Origin of the sequence: Niveispirillum sp. BGYR6, assembly GCF_027568365.1 — a bacterium.
GTDB lineage: Bacteria > Pseudomonadota > Alphaproteobacteria > Azospirillales > Azospirillaceae > Niveispirillum.
The window spans coordinates 121,787-138,434 of sequence record NZ_JANLNL010000003.1 but is presented as its reverse complement, the minus strand read 5'-3'; the positions used below and the strand labels follow the sequence as shown (position 1 = coordinate 138,434).

Annotated in this window: 10 protein-coding genes; 3 read left to right on the top strand and 7 right to left on the bottom strand. The window is 64.5% G+C overall.

The features are described from left to right. The first annotated feature begins 107 nt into the window (after positions 1-107). A complete protein-coding gene (locus tag PCJ49_RS08785; RefSeq protein WP_269910612.1) occupies positions 108-2,243 on the top strand; it encodes a prolyl oligopeptidase family serine peptidase in 2,136 nt (711 codons plus the stop codon). Positions 2,244-2,434: 191 nt separating this feature from the next. On the opposite strand, the gene PCJ49_RS08780 is transcribed toward PCJ49_RS08785, so the two are convergent. The 3 genes from PCJ49_RS08780 to PCJ49_RS08770 are packed head-to-tail and all read right to left on the bottom strand — an operon-like array spanning position 2,435 to position 7,268. Further along, on the bottom strand, positions 2,435-3,907 hold the full coding sequence (locus PCJ49_RS08780; protein ID WP_269910611.1) for an SLC5 family protein: 1,473 nt from the start codon (positions 3,905-3,907) through the stop codon (positions 2,435-2,437). Between the two features lie 30 nt (positions 3,908-3,937). After that, the gene (locus PCJ49_RS08775; protein WP_269910610.1) at positions 3,938-5,308 is read right to left on the bottom strand and encodes a hypothetical protein; all 1,371 of its coding nucleotides are present in this window, start codon (positions 5,306-5,308) and stop codon (positions 3,938-3,940) included. A 1-nt stretch (position 5,309) separates the two neighbouring features. Continuing rightward, complete coding sequence (locus tag PCJ49_RS08770) at positions 5,310-7,268, bottom strand: beta-galactosidase (protein WP_269910609.1); 1,959 nt, start codon at positions 7,266-7,268, stop codon at positions 5,310-5,312. A gap of 165 nt (positions 7,269-7,433) precedes the next feature. Here PCJ49_RS08770 and PCJ49_RS08765 point away from each other — a divergent pair, with 165 nt between their 5' ends. Then, positions 7,434-9,572, top strand: a complete 2,139-nt coding sequence (locus tag PCJ49_RS08765) for an alpha-galactosidase (RefSeq protein ID WP_269910608.1) — start codon at positions 7,434-7,436, stop codon at positions 9,570-9,572. Between the two features lie 35 nt (positions 9,573-9,607). Here the strand turns inward: PCJ49_RS08765 and epmA are convergent, their stop codons facing one another. Next, the gene (gene epmA / locus PCJ49_RS08760; protein ID WP_269910607.1) at positions 9,608-10,660 is read right to left on the bottom strand and encodes an EF-P lysine aminoacylase EpmA; all 1,053 of its coding nucleotides are present in this window, start codon (positions 10,658-10,660) and stop codon (positions 9,608-9,610) included. A gap of 71 nt (positions 10,661-10,731) precedes the next feature. Between epmA and PCJ49_RS08755 the strand changes: the two genes are divergently transcribed. Further along, positions 10,732-11,703, top strand: a complete 972-nt coding sequence (locus PCJ49_RS08755; RefSeq protein ID WP_269910606.1) for a GNAT family N-acetyltransferase — start codon at positions 10,732-10,734, stop codon at positions 11,701-11,703. A 24-nt stretch (positions 11,704-11,727) separates the two neighbouring features. On the opposite strand, the gene galA is transcribed toward PCJ49_RS08755, so the two are convergent. The 3 genes from galA to PCJ49_RS08740 all read right to left on the bottom strand — a co-directional run bounded on the left by galA (position 11,728) and on the right by PCJ49_RS08740 (position 16,573). Then, positions 11,728-14,604 carry a beta-galactosidase GalA gene (galA, locus tag PCJ49_RS08750; RefSeq protein WP_269910605.1) on the bottom strand — a complete coding sequence of 959 codons (2,877 nt, stop codon included), beginning with the start codon at positions 14,602-14,604 and terminating at the stop codon, positions 11,728-11,730. A gap of 137 nt (positions 14,605-14,741) precedes the next feature. Beyond that, a complete protein-coding gene (locus tag PCJ49_RS08745; protein ID WP_269910604.1) occupies positions 14,742-15,620 on the bottom strand; it encodes an HAD family acid phosphatase in 879 nt (292 codons plus the stop codon). A 68-nt stretch (positions 15,621-15,688) separates the two neighbouring features. Further along, complete coding sequence (locus tag PCJ49_RS08740) at positions 15,689-16,573, bottom strand: LysR substrate-binding domain-containing protein (RefSeq protein ID WP_269910603.1); 885 nt, start codon at positions 16,571-16,573, stop codon at positions 15,689-15,691. Positions 16,574-16,648 lie beyond the last annotated feature (75 nt).

The window sequence follows — 16,648 nt, the reverse complement described above, 5'->3', positions numbered from 1 at the left end:
TACGACCGCTTAACCGGCTGGCACCGGGATGGTACCAATTCCATCCTAACCAAAGACCGGTGACTTCGGACGGTCCCGGTCATCCCCGGAACAGGTGGAACAGGCCCATGGTTTTTCGCAAGGCATTGCTGACGGCGGTGGCCGTCGTGGCGTTGGCCGCAACGGCGGCACAGGGAGAAGACAAGGTGCAGGAACCGGCTTTCGCCGCATCGCAGGCAGCCAAGGACCCCTTCGTCTGGCTGGAGGAAGTGGAAGGTGCGAAGGCGCTGGACTGGGGCCGCAAGCATAACGAGGCCACCTTTGCCCGCCTGAAGAACGATCCGCGTTTCGAGCCGATCCGCGCCGAGGCGGAAAAGGTGCTGACCGCCAAGGATCGCATCGCCTATGGCAGCCTGGAAGGCGGCAAGGTCGATAATTTCTGGCAGGACCAGACCAATGTGCGCGGCGTATGGCGGCGCACCAGCCTGGACAGCTATAAATCCCAGGATACCCAGTGGGATATCGTGCTGGATATCGACAAGCTGGCCAAGGATGAGGGCAAGAACTGGGTCTATAAGGGCCATAATTGCGTCGGCGCCGATGCCACCCGCTGCCTGGTCTATCTGTCCGACGGCGGCAAGGATGCCGTCACCGTGCGGGAATTCGACGTCAAGACCAAGAGCTTCGTCAAGGACGGGTTCCAACTGCCGGAATCCAAGCAGACCATCGACTGGGCCGATGAAAACACCCTGATGGTGGCGACCAATTTCGGCCCCGACAGCATGACCGACAGCGGTTATGCGCGGCAGGTGCGCCTGTGGAAGCGCGGCACCGATCTGGCCAAGGCGCCGCTGTTGCTGGAAGTGGGCAAGCAGGATGTCTGGGCCCGGCCCTATGCTGTGCGCCGCCCCGAAGGCACCACCCTGCTGGTGCAGCGCGGCCCCGATTTCTTCACCGAGGAATGGCATCTGGTCGGTGCTGACGCCAAGACCACCAAGCTGGCCCTGCCGCTGGGCCTTGAGCTGCGCGGCGTGATGAATGGCGACCTGATCCTGTCGCTGCGCGATGATTGGTCGGTGGCCGGCAAGGCGCTGAAAAAGGGCGATCTGGTGGCCCTGCCGCTGGCCCAGGCGGCCGCTGGCAAGGTCACATCGGTCGATGTCATCTATTCGCCGGGTGAGACTGCTGCCATCCAGGGCGTGGCCCTGGCGCAGGATGCCATCTATATTGACCTGCTGGATAATGTGACCGGCAAGCTGCTGGCCACCCGCAAGGGCACCGGCGGCTGGCAGCAGACCGCCATCGACCTGCCGGCCAATGGCAGCCTGAACATCATCTCCACCGATGCCTTCAGCACCGATGTGCTGGTCAGCTACACTAACTTCCTGCAGCCCGACACGCTGTATCTGATGGAAAAGGGGGGCAAGCCGCAGGGTATCAAGGCGCTGCCGGCCCGGTTTGATGCCGCCCCCTTCACCACCGAACAGCGCTTTGCCACCAGCAAGGATGGCACCAAGGTGCCGTACTTCATCGTGCGACCGAAGAACCAGAAGGCGGATGGCAATAACCCCACCCTGCTCTACGGCTATGGCGGTTTCGAGATTTCGATGACCCCGTCCTACATGTCCGTGCTGGGCAAGGCCTGGCTGGAACAGGGCGGCACCTATGTGGTGGCCAATATCCGGGGCGGCGGGGAATTCGGCCCGCGCTGGCATCAGGCGGCCCTGAAGGGCAACCGCCAGCGCGCCTATGATGATTTCCAGGCCGTGGCCGAGGATCTGATCAAGACCAAGGTGACAAAACCGGCCAAGCTGGGCATCCAGGGTGGGTCCAACGGCGGGTTGCTGACCGGCGTGACCATGACCCAGCGCCCGGACCTGTTCGGGGCCGTCATTGTGGCTGTGCCGCTGTTGGACATGATGCGCTATCACACGCTGCTGGCCGGTGCCTCCTGGATGGGGGAATATGGCAACCCGGAAATCCCGGCGGAACGCGAATGGCTGGCCAAGTTCAGCCCGTACCAGAACATCAAGAAGGATGTGAAGTACCCCGAAGCGCTGGTTTACACCTCCACCAAGGATGACCGCGTGCATCCGGGCCATGCCCGCAAGTTCGTGGCCAAGCTGGAAAGCCTGGGCCATCCGGTGATGTATTATGAGAACATGGAAGGCGGCCATTCAGCGGCGGCCAACCTGAAACAGCGCGCGGAAGTGACGGCCCTGCAGGTGGTTTATCTGACGCAGAAACTGGTGGACGGTAAGTAATACCTGTCCTCCCTCAAGCGCCGGGCGGCGGCAGTCGCCGCCGTACCGACGGTCATTTTCTTGACCCTCGGTATTGACCGCAAAACCCGGTGACCAGCCATGGTCACCGGGGCAATATGAAAAAGGCGGCCACCAGTCGGGGCCGCCTTTTTGCTTTTGGAGTGGTTGGGGGCACTCAGGCCCCCTGCCCCTTACGACCCGTTTGCCTGTGCGGCGGCACCAGCGACAGCCTTGCCCCGGCCGGAGAGGATGAACGTCGCCTTCCTGCCGAACACGAACCGGTTGACCGTGAGGGAGAAGGCCACCGTCACCCAGAGCGTGATGAACATCATGTGGATATAGTGCAGCGGCGCCCAGACGAAGCTGAAATAGCCATAGAGGGCGACGCCGAACACCACGGCCAGAATGGCCGCACGGGCATCCACATTGCGGAACAGCAGGCCGACGATGAAGGCCGACAGGATCGGCATCGACAACAGGCCGTTCAGCTGCTGCACCAGATTGATGATGCTCTGCGCGTCGGTATAGACCGGCACCAGGGCCACGGCGATCAGCACGAAGATCACGCTGGCCACCCCGCTCAGCACCGGCACATTGGCCGGGCGGGCATTGATATACTTCTCGTGCAGATCGCAGACATAAAGGGCGGCCGTGCTGTTCAGCACAGAGGCGAAATGCGCCAGCATGGCCGTGACCAGGGCGGCGGCGAAGATGCCGGTCAGATATTCCGGCAGCAGGGCCCCGGCGATCTGGCCATAGGCATGGTCCCCGATATGACCATAGAGCTTGTAGGAGACGATGCCGGGGATCACCACCATCGGCGGGATGATGGCCAGCCGCACGGCAGCGGCGGCCAGCACGCCCTTCTGCGCTTCCCGCAGGGTGGGGGCGGCCATGGCGCGCTGGGTGATGGTCTGGTTGGTGGACCAATAGTAAATCTGGATGAACACCATGCCGGTCAGCAGCGTATGCCAGGGAATGGGGCTGTCATTGCCGCCGATCATCGACAGGCGTTCCGGCGGGATGCCGGAAAAATCCCAGCCGATGGCGGCCAGCGCCAGGAACACCACCAGCGTGCCCATGGAGAGCAGCAGCACACCGGAATAGGTGTCGGCCACCGCCACGGCGCGCAGGCCGCCCAGAATGGCGAAGGCCGATCCTGCCACCGCCAGGATGGCGGAAATCAGCAGGATCGGTACCTGCAACCCGAACATGGATTTCAGGAACAGTGAACTGCTGTACAGCATGATGGGCATGTAGATCAGAATATTGCCCAGCATGAACAGGCCGCCGATCGTGCTGCGGATCGACTTGTTATTGTACTTTTTTTCCAGCAGTTCGGTGGTGGTGGTACAATTATACCGGTAATAGATCGGGAGGAAGACCAGGGCCAGGATCGACAGGCCGACCACCGCCGCCAGCTCCCACCAGGCCAGCAGGGCCATCTGGTTGCCATTCATGCCCACCAGCTGTTCGGCTGACAGGTTGGTGATGGTGATCGATCCGGCGATGAAGAACCAGCTGAGGCCACGGCCGGCCAGGAAGAATTCCTGGTTGCCGTCGCTGCTGTGGATCTTGGCCCGGCGGCATTTCCATACAGTCCCGCCGGCGACCAGGGCCGTCAGGGCCGCGGCAATGCCGACTTGCAGCAAGGGTAATTCCATATCCTCCCGATCCTTTTGTTCCGTCGCCGGTTATTGCCCGGCGGATTTGTGATGCAGTTCCAGCCCCAGCGCCCAGCGGCGCTGGAAACCCGGCCAGTAATCGGCACTGCTGGGGGCCTTGTCGTCGGGCCATTTCCCGTCAGCGGCCTTCACCGTGGGGACGTTCAGATAGGCCGCACTGTCCGCCTTGCCCTTCAGGGTGGCGTCCAGAAAGGCGGTGACGAAATGCACATTGATGGACAGGATGCGGTCGCGCCGCCATACCGGCTCGTCATAGCGCTCCACGAAGGAGAAATAATGCGCCAGCTGCGGCGGCGTGCCGTCGCCGGCGATATTGTGGCGGGCGCCCTGATAGACCAGCATCCGGCGGTCGCTGCCCGTCATCTGGTCAAAGATGCGGTGCACCCCGCCATCAAAGCCCGACACATCATCCTGGTCACCCACGATCAGCAGGCTGGGCACCTTCACCGCCGCCAGCCCTTCGGGTGACCAGACGCGCAGGGCATCGCCGGCCCCCCAGGGGGCAAAGCCGACCATCGCCTTCACGCCCGCCGGCACGCCGTTGCGCAAGGGCTCCGCCCCCGCCACCTCACCCGCCAGCAGGTTGCCCGGTATCTGTGGATAGAGCGGCCCCTGTGCATCAAAGCCGGCGCCCATGGTGATCAGCGCGCCGAACCCGCCCATGGAATAGCCCATCAGGCCGATGTTGCTGGGGTCGTAAAGCCCGGCCAGCGGGTTATCGCTGGCCGTGGCCCGCGCCGTCAGTTCAGCGATGACAAAACGCTGATCGGCAGCACGGGTCACCACCGTATTGCCGAACACCAGCGCCATGGGGCTGGTGGCGGACGGTTCGGCATCACGATGTTCGATGGCGACGACCACATAGCCCTTAGAGGCGAGAATCTCCATCGTCTGGGCAAAGCCCGCTGCGAAATTGCGGAAACCATGGCTGAACACGATCAGCGGATAGGGCCCGCCCGTGCGGTCAGGGCTGGCATCGCGGGCGGCGTGCCCATCCGCCATCATCGTGGCCGGCAGGCTTTCCGCCGGAATCACCGGGCTGCGCGGGGTGGTGAAGCTGTAGCTGGCCTTTTCTGCCTCGCCTGCCTTCAGGCTGGCCGGATACCAGGCGATCATGTCCAGGGCGCGATCCTTGGCGGGGATGTTCCCCGTCACCGGATTGATGCCCATCAGGTCCGGCTGGTCCTTATGGGTGAAACGCAGATTGGTGGTGCCCACCTTGTACGGCCCACGGGCCGCCAGGGCCGGGGCGTCGGACAGGGCGGCGGCATTGGTGGAGGGCGGGGCCAGGGGGGCTGCGGGTTTGGGAGCCAGGAAATACCCGGCCCCCACCCCAACCGCCACAGCCAGCGCCAGGAATGCAAACTGGCGCTTGGCCATGTCACACCTTCCAGACGGAGACATCACGCGGGCCGACCATCGGCCCACCGAGGACGAATGCCGCCCCCGCAGGTGCCGGGGCGGGCTGCGCCTCATTAGCATAGTTAAATGCAAACATGATGTTACCGCGCCGCCGCAAACGCATGTCTGGCGGCACCCGCACGGTGGCGATGCCGCGTTCACCGCACAGGCTTTCAAACAGGTCGGTCAGCAGATCTTCGCCGACGATGCTGGCCAGATACAGCGCCTTGTCCTTGCGGACCAAGGCTGCATCGCCATTATCGAAGCGGGCCAGCACTTCTGCACCGTCGCCCACCTCCAGCTGTTCGCGCCAGGTACGGCTTTCATAGGTCTTGTTGCCCCAGACCAATGTATCTGGGCAGTCCGGCCGGGTGGTTTCCACATTCACCACGCGGATCGGCAGCAGCTGGCGCAGCTCACCCGGCGGCAGGCCTTCCGGCATGGTGACGTCCGGCTTCTTCGCCCCGCAGCGGGGGGCAAAGACCAGGGTGGCGCCGCTGTCGGCCAGCCGCTTCACCTGGGCCGCCGTCGGCATGGCCAAGCCGGGGGCCAGGATCAGGTCATAACCGCTGGGGTCGCCATGTGGGGGGATGAAATCGACATCCAGGCCCAGGGCGCGCGCGGCCATGTACCAGGCCAGTGTTACTTTGGTATGGTTATAGGAATTGCCCTGACGTTCAATCTCACCCAGCCATTGCGCTTCCTGGTCGGCGATGATGGCGACGCGGGCCTTGGCCACCGGGGCGGGGGCCAGATCCAGGGCCGCCAGTTCACGCACCACCTGCTGCACCTGCGGGAAGGCTTCGGCTTCCGTGCAGTCGGGGCGCAGCAGGCCGGCGTGCATCTGTTCCTGCGCAAACGGCGCTTGGCGCCAGCGGAAATAGCTGACCACTTCCGCCCCATGGGCGAAGGCTTCCAGCGTCCACAACCGCACCATGCCCGGTTCCGGGCGCGGGTTGTGCCCAGCCCAGTTCACCGGACCCGGCTGCTGTTCCATGATCCAGAACTTGCCGCCGGCCAGACTACGCGTCTGGTCAAAGAAGAAGGTGCCGAAATCCGGGTGGCCGGTGCGCATATAGCGCTGGAAATCCGAGGCCGGACGGTCGGCCATCCACAGGTCAGTGCGACCCAGCGGATAATTATCGTAAGAGGCGAAATCCAGCGATTCCGCCAGCTTGTAATTATCCACCCCCGTCTCGTTCATGGGGATGAAATTATGGGTGATGAAGCGGCCGGGGCTGTGGGCGCGCAGGATATCGACCTGCGCCTGATGGAACCGGGCCACCTGATCCGACGAAAAGCGGAAAAACGCCATGCGGTGGGCCGGGCTAGTCTCCGTCACCGCCAGGAAGGGGCAATCGATTTCGTCGAAGGAGCGATATTCCATCGACCAGAAGATATTGCCCCAGGCCTCATTCAGCGTGGCGATATCGCCATAGCGATCCTTGCACCAGCGGCGGAAGGCCAGCTTGGCGCTTTCGGAGATCGACAGCGTGGTCTTGTGGCAGGAGATTTCATTATCCGTCTGCCAGCCAGCCACGGCATCATGCTTGCCATAGCGTTCCGCCAAGGCCAGCGTGATCCGGTTGGATTCGCGCAGATAGGTTTCAGAGGAAAAATCATAATGCCGGCGGGAGCCGAAGCCGCGCACGGTGCCGGTATGCGGATCGACGGGCAGAATGTCCGGATACTTGTCCACCAGCCATTTCGGCGGCGTGGCCGTCGGCGTGCAGGCCACCACCTTCAGCCCGGCCCCGCCCAGCACATCCAGCGCCCGGTCGAACCAGTCAAAATCATGGCGGCCGGGATCGGGCTCAAACCGCGACCAGGCGAATTCGCCGATGCGTACATAGGTAAGACCCAGATCCTTCATCCGGCGGGCATCGTCGCGCCACCAGGATTCCGGCCAATGTTCCGGGTAATAACAAACGCCGAGCATGGTATTTTCCCCCTATGGGCGGGCGTGCGATCGGTTGCACAGACCCCCTTTTGTTTGACGCCATATTTATACTATAATTAAGGGGCGTCAATCGCCAACTCGCCCGAACGGCACCGCCCGTGGACTGGTCCCGGAGGCGGCGCCCGCATTTCGAGGAAACACCCTATGTCTGCCATTCCCGCCTTTGTCCGCCTGGATGGGGCCGCCTGTTCGCTGGTCATCGATTGCCGGGGGCCATCGCCCGCCGTGCTGCATTGGGGGGCCAAACTCGGGGCCGCCACCAGCCCGGAGATGCTGGCGCTTGCCGCCGCCCGGGAGGATGCGCCCTGTTCCCCGCTGGTGGCCGCCCCCCTGGCGCTGACCCCGCTGGCCGGCCAGGGCTTTCCCGGTCGCCCCGGTCTGCAGGCCCATGGGGCGGGCGGGCGCCGCTGGGCGACCTATACCGCCATTGAAGATGTGCGCAACGGTGGCGATGGCAGCGTGGAAATCCGGTCCGTCGATGCCGCCAACGGCATCGAACTGCTGCACCATCTGGCCCTGCGCCCCGATGGCGGGGTGCTGACCGGCTGGACCCAGGTGCGCAACCTGGGCAGCGATGAACTGGTGGTGGATTGGTGCGCCGCCCCGGTGCTGCCCATCCCGCCGGAGATGGCGGAATGGGTGTCGTTTGAGGGGCGCTGGTCCGGCGAATTCCAGATGCGCACCCTGCCGCGCGCGCTGGGCGCCTTGAACCGGGAGAACCGGCGCGGCCGCACCTCCCACGATGCCTTCCCGGCCCTGCTGGCCCAGGAAGCGGGCGCGCGGGAGCAGGCGGGGGAGGTGTTCGGCTGGCATTTGGGGTGGAGCGGCAACCACGCCACCCATGCCGAAACCCTGTCCGATGGCCGCGCCTCTGTGCAGATGGGCGAATTGTTCATGCCGGGGGAAATGCGGCTGGCACCGGGTGCCGCCTATCGCACCCCCACCCTATATGCCGCCTGGAGCGGCAGCGGGCGCAACGGGTTGAGCAGCGCTTTCCATGCCCATATCCGCGCCCGGCCGCAGCATCGCCGCCTGCGCGCCAAGCCGCGCCCGGTGCATTACAACACCTGGGAAGCCGTCTATTTCAAACACGACCCCGCCCGCCTGCTGCAACTGGCCGATGCCGCCGCCGATATGGGGGTGGAACGCTATGTGCTGGATGATGGCTGGTTCAATGGCCGGCGGGATGACAAGGCGGGGCTGGGCGACTGGTTTGTCGATCGCAGCATCTATCCCGACGGGCTGCACCCGCTGGCTGCCCGCGTGCTGGAACGCGGCATGGAATTCGGCCTGTGGGTGGAACCGGAAATGGTGAACCCGGACAGCGACCTGTTCCGCGCCCATCCTGATTGGGTGCTGGGCACGCCGCCCGCCCCGCAACTGGTGTTCCGCAACCAGTTGGTGCTGGATGCCAGCCGCGATGATGTGCAGGATTACCTGTTCGAACGCATCGACGCGCTGCTGCGGGAATATCCCATCTCCTATCTGAAATGGGACATGAACCGCGATCTCAGCCATCCCGGCGGCGCCGATGGCGCCGCCGCCGCGCACGCCCATGTGCGCGGTCTATACCGGCTGCTGGCACGGGTGCGCGCCGCCCATCCGGGGGTGGAGGTGGAAAGCTGTGCGTCGGGCGGCGGTCGCGCCGATCTGGGCGTGCTGGAATGGACCGACCGGGTCTGGACATCCGACACCAATGACGCTTTGGACCGCCAGTCCATCCAGCGCGGCCTGTCCACCTTCCTGCCATTTGAACTGATGGGCGCCCATGTCGGCCCCACCGACTGCCATATCACCGGCCGGCGCGTCAGCATGGCGTCGCGCGTTGCCACCGCCATGTTCGGCCATATGGGGCTGGAGGTGGATCTGCTGGGGCTGACGGCGGAGGAACGCCGGGAACTGGCCGCCGGCATCGCCCTGCACAAGCAGCATCGCGCCCTGATCCATAGCGGCACCCTGGTGCGGCTGGACCGCCCGGCCAACGAGGTGGCCTATGGCGTGGTGGCCGCCGACGGGCGGCAGGCGCTGTTCAGCTATATGCTGATCAGCGAGCAGGGGGGCTATTTCCCCGGCCGGCTGCGTCTGGCCGGGCTGGAGGCTGGGGCCCGTTACAAGGTCAGCCTGGCCTGGCCCGGCGAGGTGAAAAGCCTCTCCCCCCTGGTGGCCGCTCTGCGGCAGGGGGCCGAATTCAGCGGCGAGATGCTGATGAATATCGGCCTGCAGCTGCCGCGCCAGCATCCGCAATCGGCCCTGGTGTTCGCTTTGACGCGGCTGGGCAATTAACCGCGACGGGAGGCGGGAAGCCCTTTCCGCCTCCCTTACGGCAGCGCCACCGGTGCCCACAGCACCTGATCGATATTGTCCGCCCCGGCCACCAGCATGGCCAACCGGTCAAAGCCCAGCGCGATGCCGGCACTGTCGGGCATCAGCGGTAGTGCTGCCAGGAAATCCTCGTCAATCGGGTAGCGTTCGCCGTAAAGCCGTTCCTTCTCCGCCATGTCCGCCTCAAACCGGCGGCGCTGCAGCACCGGGTCGGTCAACTCCCCAAAGGCATTGGCCAGTTCCACGCCGCAGGCATAAAGCTCAAACCGTTCCGCCACACGCGGATCGTCGGGTTTGGGCCGGGCCAGGGCTGCCATGGAGACCGGGTAATCAGTCAGGAAGGTGGGCCGGCCGAAGCCCAGATGCGGCTCGATCCGGTCCAGGCTGACGCGGAAGAACAGGTCTTCCCAGGTGTCGCTTTCCGCCACGCGGATGCCGATACGCGTCACCTCCGCCGCCAGCCGGTCACGGTCAGGGCGCAGCGGGTCGGGGGCGGTGGCCAGCAGGTCGATCCCGGCATAGGTGTGGAAGGCGTCGGCCACGCTCAACACTTCCCACGCGGCAAACGGATCGCTCTCTTCGCCCCGGAAGCGCAGCCGGTCCCGCCCGGCAGCGGTACAGGCGGCGCGGGTCAGCGCCACGCAATCGCCCATCAGATCACGATATCCAGCCCCGGCGCGGTACCATTCCAGCATGGAAAATTCCGGGTGATGCGTGCCAGACCGTTCCCCGTTGCGATAGACATGCGAAAGCTGGAACAGCCGGGACACGCCCGCCGCCAGCAGCTTTTTCATGGTGAATTCCGGGCTGGTATGCAGGTACAGCCGGATTCGATCATCCGGGTGCGGCCCCACCAGATCGGTGGCGAACGCCATCAGATGCACCTCCAGACCGGGGGAGATCTGCAGGGCCGGTGTCTCCACCTCATCAAAGCCCTGATCTTCAAACCAGCACCGCGCGGTGCGCAACACCTGCTGGCGCACCGCCAGATGCGGGCGTTTGGCCTGGAAATGATCGGGATGCCACCAGGGGGCTTGCTTGCTCATCATCCATGTCTCGACGGGGCGGGAAAAGCGGGGCACTCTCCCTTCCCCTTTGATCTGTCATGCAACCGGCCCTGATGTCGAGTCCTCCCCCGGAAACCCCGAACCTCCGTATTGTCTGGGATGTCGGCCGCCTGTCGGAATGGGCGCGGCTGCTGGCCGAATGCGGGCAAAGCACCCTGACCCAGGGTTTCGGCTATTCCCAGGCATTCTATACGACTGAGCGCTGGCGCCCAAGGCTGGGCATCATTGAGCTGGCCGATAATCCCGTCGGGCTGGTGGTGGTGACGGAGAAACGCATCGCCAAGCTGATCCGCATCGTTCGGCTGCATCGCGGGCCGCTGCTGTTGCCGGTGGCGCGCAAGCCGGCCGTCTTTGCCATGGTGATGAAGCTGTTGCGCCAGGAATACCGACCCGGCCCCTTCTGCTGGACAGCCTTGGTGCCGGAATGGCCGGCGGGGGAGGAGGCGGAAGCCATGATGCGCTGGGCCGGCTGGCGGCGCGACAAGGGGCCGGGCTATCGCACCATCTGGCTGGATTTGCGCCAGGAAGAGGCGGCGTTGCGTGCGGGCTTGGCTGCCAACTGGCGCAACAAGCTGAAACAGGCGGAAAGTTCCGGGCTGGTGGTGGAGGTCGACCGCGACGGCAAGCAGCAACTGCCTTGGCTGCTGGAACAATATCAGGCGGACAAGGCGGCGCGCGGCTATCGCGGGCCGTCACCGCAACTGGTCATCCGGATGCGCACCGGGATGCATAAGGATGGCGATATCCTGCTGCTGCGCGCCATGCAGGACGGGGTGCCGGTGGCCGGTATCCTGGTGCTGGGCCATGGCAAGGCCGCCACATACCAGATCGGCTGGAGCAGTGCGGCCGGCCGGTCAGCGCGGGCGCATAACCTGCTGCTCTGGCGGGCGGTACAGGAATTGAGGGCGCAAGGGCGGGAATGGTTCGACCTGGGTGGCCTGTTGCCCGACAGCCCTTCCGGCTTTACCACCTTCAAACGCGGCATGGGCGGGGAAGAGGTGGAGTTGGTGGGGGCGTGGCGTTAAGGCAGCGCCCCCCCCCGGCACGGCTTACAAAATCCGCACCGCCCCTTCCAGCCCATATTGCTGGCCCGTTTGCACCCGGAACAGCACGGCGATCTTCTGTTTGCCCGTAGCCGGTGGCAGGTCCAGCGACAGCGGGGCGGCGGCGGCTTCTGTCCGGCCGCCGATCCGGCGGCCATTGGCGAAGACCTCCACCGCCCCGGTCACCTTGTCAAACACCAGCGTGCCGCCCGCCTTCTGGATGCCGGCATAGGGTTCGATGGTGATGGCGCACATGACATAGACATCCCGATCCGGTGCCGGCAGCAGGCTGCCGCTGCGATAGGGCGACCAGGAATTCATGTCATTGTCGGCCAGCCCTGCCGTCGGGTCCAAGGGCGTGGCCGACCAGGGCGACACCCGCCAGCGGCCCAGCGTGAAGATATTGCGCTCAAACACCGGCTGATAGGCCGGCCCCAGATCGGGTTTGATCGCGATGCTCAACTTGGCCGGTTTCAGCCCATCCGCCTCCGCTGACAATTGCAGCTTGCCCGAACCGCCCGCATTGCTCTGCACGATCACCTGCGCCAGCCCGTTGAAGGCCGACCGGCGGTCGCCCTTTTCCGGTTCGATGGAATTGGGGTCGCCATTGCCCAGGCCGATGATCCGGCCCTCGTCGATGGCAAAGCGGATCATCGGCTTGGCATCGGGCACCACCCGCCCTGCCCCATCCACCACTTCCACCCGGATCGGCTGGGCATCAATCCCATCCCCGGCCAGTTGCTTGCGGTCAGCCACCAGCCGCAGCGCCTTGGCCGGGCCGGTGGTTTCCACCGTTGCCTTGGCCACCTGCCGCCCGCCGGTAAAGCCCAGCGCCTCCAGCTTGCCCGGCTGATAGGGCACCTGGAACCAATTCATTTCCAGCCGGTCGCCCTTCTGCCGGCCCAGGCTCTTGCCATTCAGGCGCAGTTCCACCTCTTCCACATTGGTCATCACCATCACGCGGATGGGCTGCCCCTCCTGCCCCGGCCAGTTCCAGTGCGGGGCAATGGCCAGCACCGGGCGGTCATCCACCCATTGCGCCTGATGGATATAGAAGGCCGTCTTTTCAAAGCCGCACAGATCCATGATGCCAAAGAAGGAACTGTTGGACGGCCAGGTGTGCGGCGTCGGCTCCCCATGATAATCAAACCCGGTCCAGACAAAGCCGCCGGCCACGAAATCGCGGGTGGCGATTTCCTTCCAGGCCTTGCGGTGGGTGGCGCCCCAGGGGGCCGCCTCATCATCATAGGAACTGGCGATATGGCGTTCCTTGTCGGTGATGAATTCGCCGCGCGTGGAAAAGGCGGATGTATCCTCCGACGACAGCATCGGCTTGGCTGGATTGGCCTTGTGGAAGGCGTCATAATCCTTGGGCTGGTAATTGAAGCCCACCACATCCACCGCCTGGGAGACATTGATCTTGGTGAACAGGCCGCCATTCATGGCCGCCGTCACCGGGCGCGTCGGGTCCAGTTCGCGCACGACATCGGCCATGCGCATCACCATTTCATAGCCCGCTTCCGTGCCCTGCATCGGTTCTTCATTGAACACGGACCAGAGGATGATGCTGGGATGGTTGCGGTGGGCCCGCACCAGCCATTCCAACTGCGCCATCTGGTCAGGCGATGGATTGAAACAGCGGTTTTCATCCATCACCAGCAGGCCCAGCCGGTCGCACAACCGGTAAAATGCCGGGTCTTGCGCATTGTGCGAACAGCGGATGGCGTTGCAGCCCAGTTCCTTCAACCGCCGCAATCGGAATTCCAGCAAGCCATAGGGAATGGCCGTGCCGACGCCGGCATGGTCCTGATGGATGCAGACACCCTTCAGCTTCACCGGCCGGTCATTGAGGAAAAAACCCTTCTCGGCGTCAAAGCGCTGGGTGCGGAAACCGATTTCCGTCTCCACCTCATCCGTCAGCGCGCCATTTTCCCACAGCCGGGTGGTCACGGTGTAAAGGGCAGGCTGCTCCAGGCTCCAGAGCTGGGGGCTGGCCAGTTGCATCGGGGCGGACAGAGTGAGGCTGTCAAAATCGGTGATGCTGCCCGTCGCCTCCGACCGGGCGACGATTTTGCCGTCCGGCCCGGTCAGTTCGGCCGTCAACCGCACCGGCAGGGTGCGCTTGGCGCTGGAATTGACCTGGACGGTCAACGGTATGGTCCAGCCATCGCCCTGCTTCACCGGATGGGCGGAAACGCCATCGGTGGCGATATGCACCGGCGCCCGCTTGACGATGCGGACATTGCGGTAAATGCCCCCGCCCTCATACCACCAGCCCTCCATGGACTGCGCATCCACCCGCACCACCAGCGAATTGCCGGCATTGCCATAGGTGATGAAGGGCGTCAGATCGATATTGATGGCGCTATAGCCGCTCCAGCTACGGCGCACCAGGGTGCCGTTGAACCAGATGGTGGCATAGGTGGAGATGCCATCCAGTTGCAGTTCAATATGCCGGCCCCGGTCGCTCTCATCAAATCGCAGGGTGGTGCGGTACCAGGCATAGCCGCGCGGGCGATAGCCCTGGGAGACATTGGCATTTTCGCTGTGCCGCTGAAAGCTGACAAAATCATGCGGCAGCTCCACCGCCGCCCAACCGGTATCATCATAGGCCGGCGAGGCCGCCCCGAAGGAGATGCCGGCCTTGGCATTCTCATAGGTTTCTTCGTGGCTCAGCAGTTCGGGGAACGGAATATCGCCTTCATGGAAACGCCAGCCGCGATTGAGGGAGAGGATCTGCCGGGGCCCGAGGGCCACGGCCATCGGTGCCTTCGGGCTGCTGGCAAGGGCGCTGCCCGTGCCAGCCAGGTGCCCCAGCAAACCGGATAATGGTGCCGCGGCGACAGCCGCCCCCGTGCCCATCAGGAAGTGCCGCCGATGCATGTTTCCTCCATTTTGTCTGATTTATAATTTGTCATATAAATTAGCCAAAAATGGAAGGGGACGCAACGCCATTGGCTCACAGAAACAATGGCGCCGCCAGCACTACATAGACAATTCCGATAAAGCCCCTGCCCCCGTCACTCCAACCGCAGTGCGTCCGTGACCGGTTGCTTGATGCTGTCATACCAGGCGCCATAGGTGGGGTTGGGGATGACGATCCAGCGGGTTTCCCACAGGGATTTATAGCGGGCGGCGATGGCGGCCCGTTCATCGGGGCCCTGCTGGCGGGTGACGGTCAGCATATCGCTCAACTGATCGCCAAAGGACATGACGATCCGGTTGGTCTTCGCCACTTCCTGGCGGCGGCTGGCCTTGTCGCTGGGCCAGCCATTCTGCCCCTTCAACATCAGGTCAGCCGGGGCCACATCGCCAAAACCAGCCGTTTTCAGATTGGCCAGCGTGTCGGCATGTTGCGGGCAGGCATCACCGGGGGCCGTCGGGCGCGGCTTGCATTCCCGGTTGGTGATGAAGACGACCCGCACCTTGTTGCGGCGCAGTTCGGCCACGAAATCCACCGCCCCCGGCATCGGCGTGGCGCGGCGTTCACCGACCCACTGGTCCCAGGTGGCCAGATTGAAATCACGCTCGCCCTTCAGGATGGCGCGGGCCATGTGGGGGCTGTTGTCCAGCACCGTCTCATCCACATCGAAAATGGCGGCTGGCGGCTTGCCGGCCCCGCCATCGGCCTGTTCCAGCGCCGCCGAACCGGGCGCGGACAGGGCCGCCGGCAGCTTGATCTTCGCCAGGGCATAGGATTGTTCGGACAGGCGCTTGAATTCTTCCGACCGCTGCATGAACAGGGTGGCGATCAGGCGCGGATCATCCAGCGGGCCGGGGGCGGCCTGCGCCACGGGCGGCGGCGGGGCCGGAACGCGCGCATGGTCATTCACAGTGATGGAACAGGCGGAGAGCGCCACAGCAGCACTGGCCAGGGTCAGCAGGGTGATGGATCGCATTTTATGACACTTTGGTGACATTGTTGCCTGCTCGCACAATGCCCAGCGTTCCCGCCCCTGTCCACCCGCTATCCGGCCTGCAGCAGGTCGCTGAGTGCCTGGACCGCACGGGTGCGGTAGCGTTCCCGATGCTGGATCAGGCTGAATCGCCGGGCCGGCAGGCTGGGGCCGACGGCGGCCAGTCGCCCGGCGGCGATCAAGGGGGCCACCACATGTACCGACAGCGCCGCCGCCCCGGCGCCTGCCTGCACCGCCGCGCAGACCGCCTCATTCGACGGCAATTCCAGCGCCACCGTCAGCCGCTCCACCGCCAGCCCCAGCCGGGGCAAGGCTGCGGTAAAGGCCGCACGGGTGCCGGAACCGGGTTCGCGCATCACCCAGGCGGTGCTGGCGGGGTCGAACGGAATGCCCGCCACATGCGGCCCGACCCAGGGGTGACCGGGAGCGACCACGATGGTCAACCGGTCATCTGCAACGGGCGTCACCAGCAAGGCAGCATCAGCCACATCGCCTTCCACCACGCCCAGCTCGGCCTTGCCCTCCAGCACCCAATGGGCGACGGCATCACTGTTGCCCACCGCCAGATGCGGCGCCACGCCGGGATAAAGCTGGCGGAACCGCACCAGATATCGCGGCAACCAATAGGACGCCACCGTCTGGCTGGCCCCGATGGAGAGGCTGCCGCTTTTCAAGCCGGCCAGATCGGCCAGCACCTGTTCGGCTGCCTGCACCCGCGCCAGCACGCCGGCCGCCTCCCCCTGAAAGGCGCGACCCGCCGGGGTCAGTTCCACCCGACGCCCCACCCGGTGCAGCAAGGTCACACCGTGCCGTTCCTCCAGCGCCCGGATGGCGGCACTGACGGCAGATTGCGTCAGATGCAACGCCTCAGCCGCGCGGGTCACATGCTCCCGTTCCGCCACCGCCAGGAAGATGCGCAATTGTTCCAGTGTCATGGATCGGCCAATCGTTCGATTTTATCGATCATATCAAGAAATATCATTCGTTGGATTGCTTAAAAGCAGGGGCGC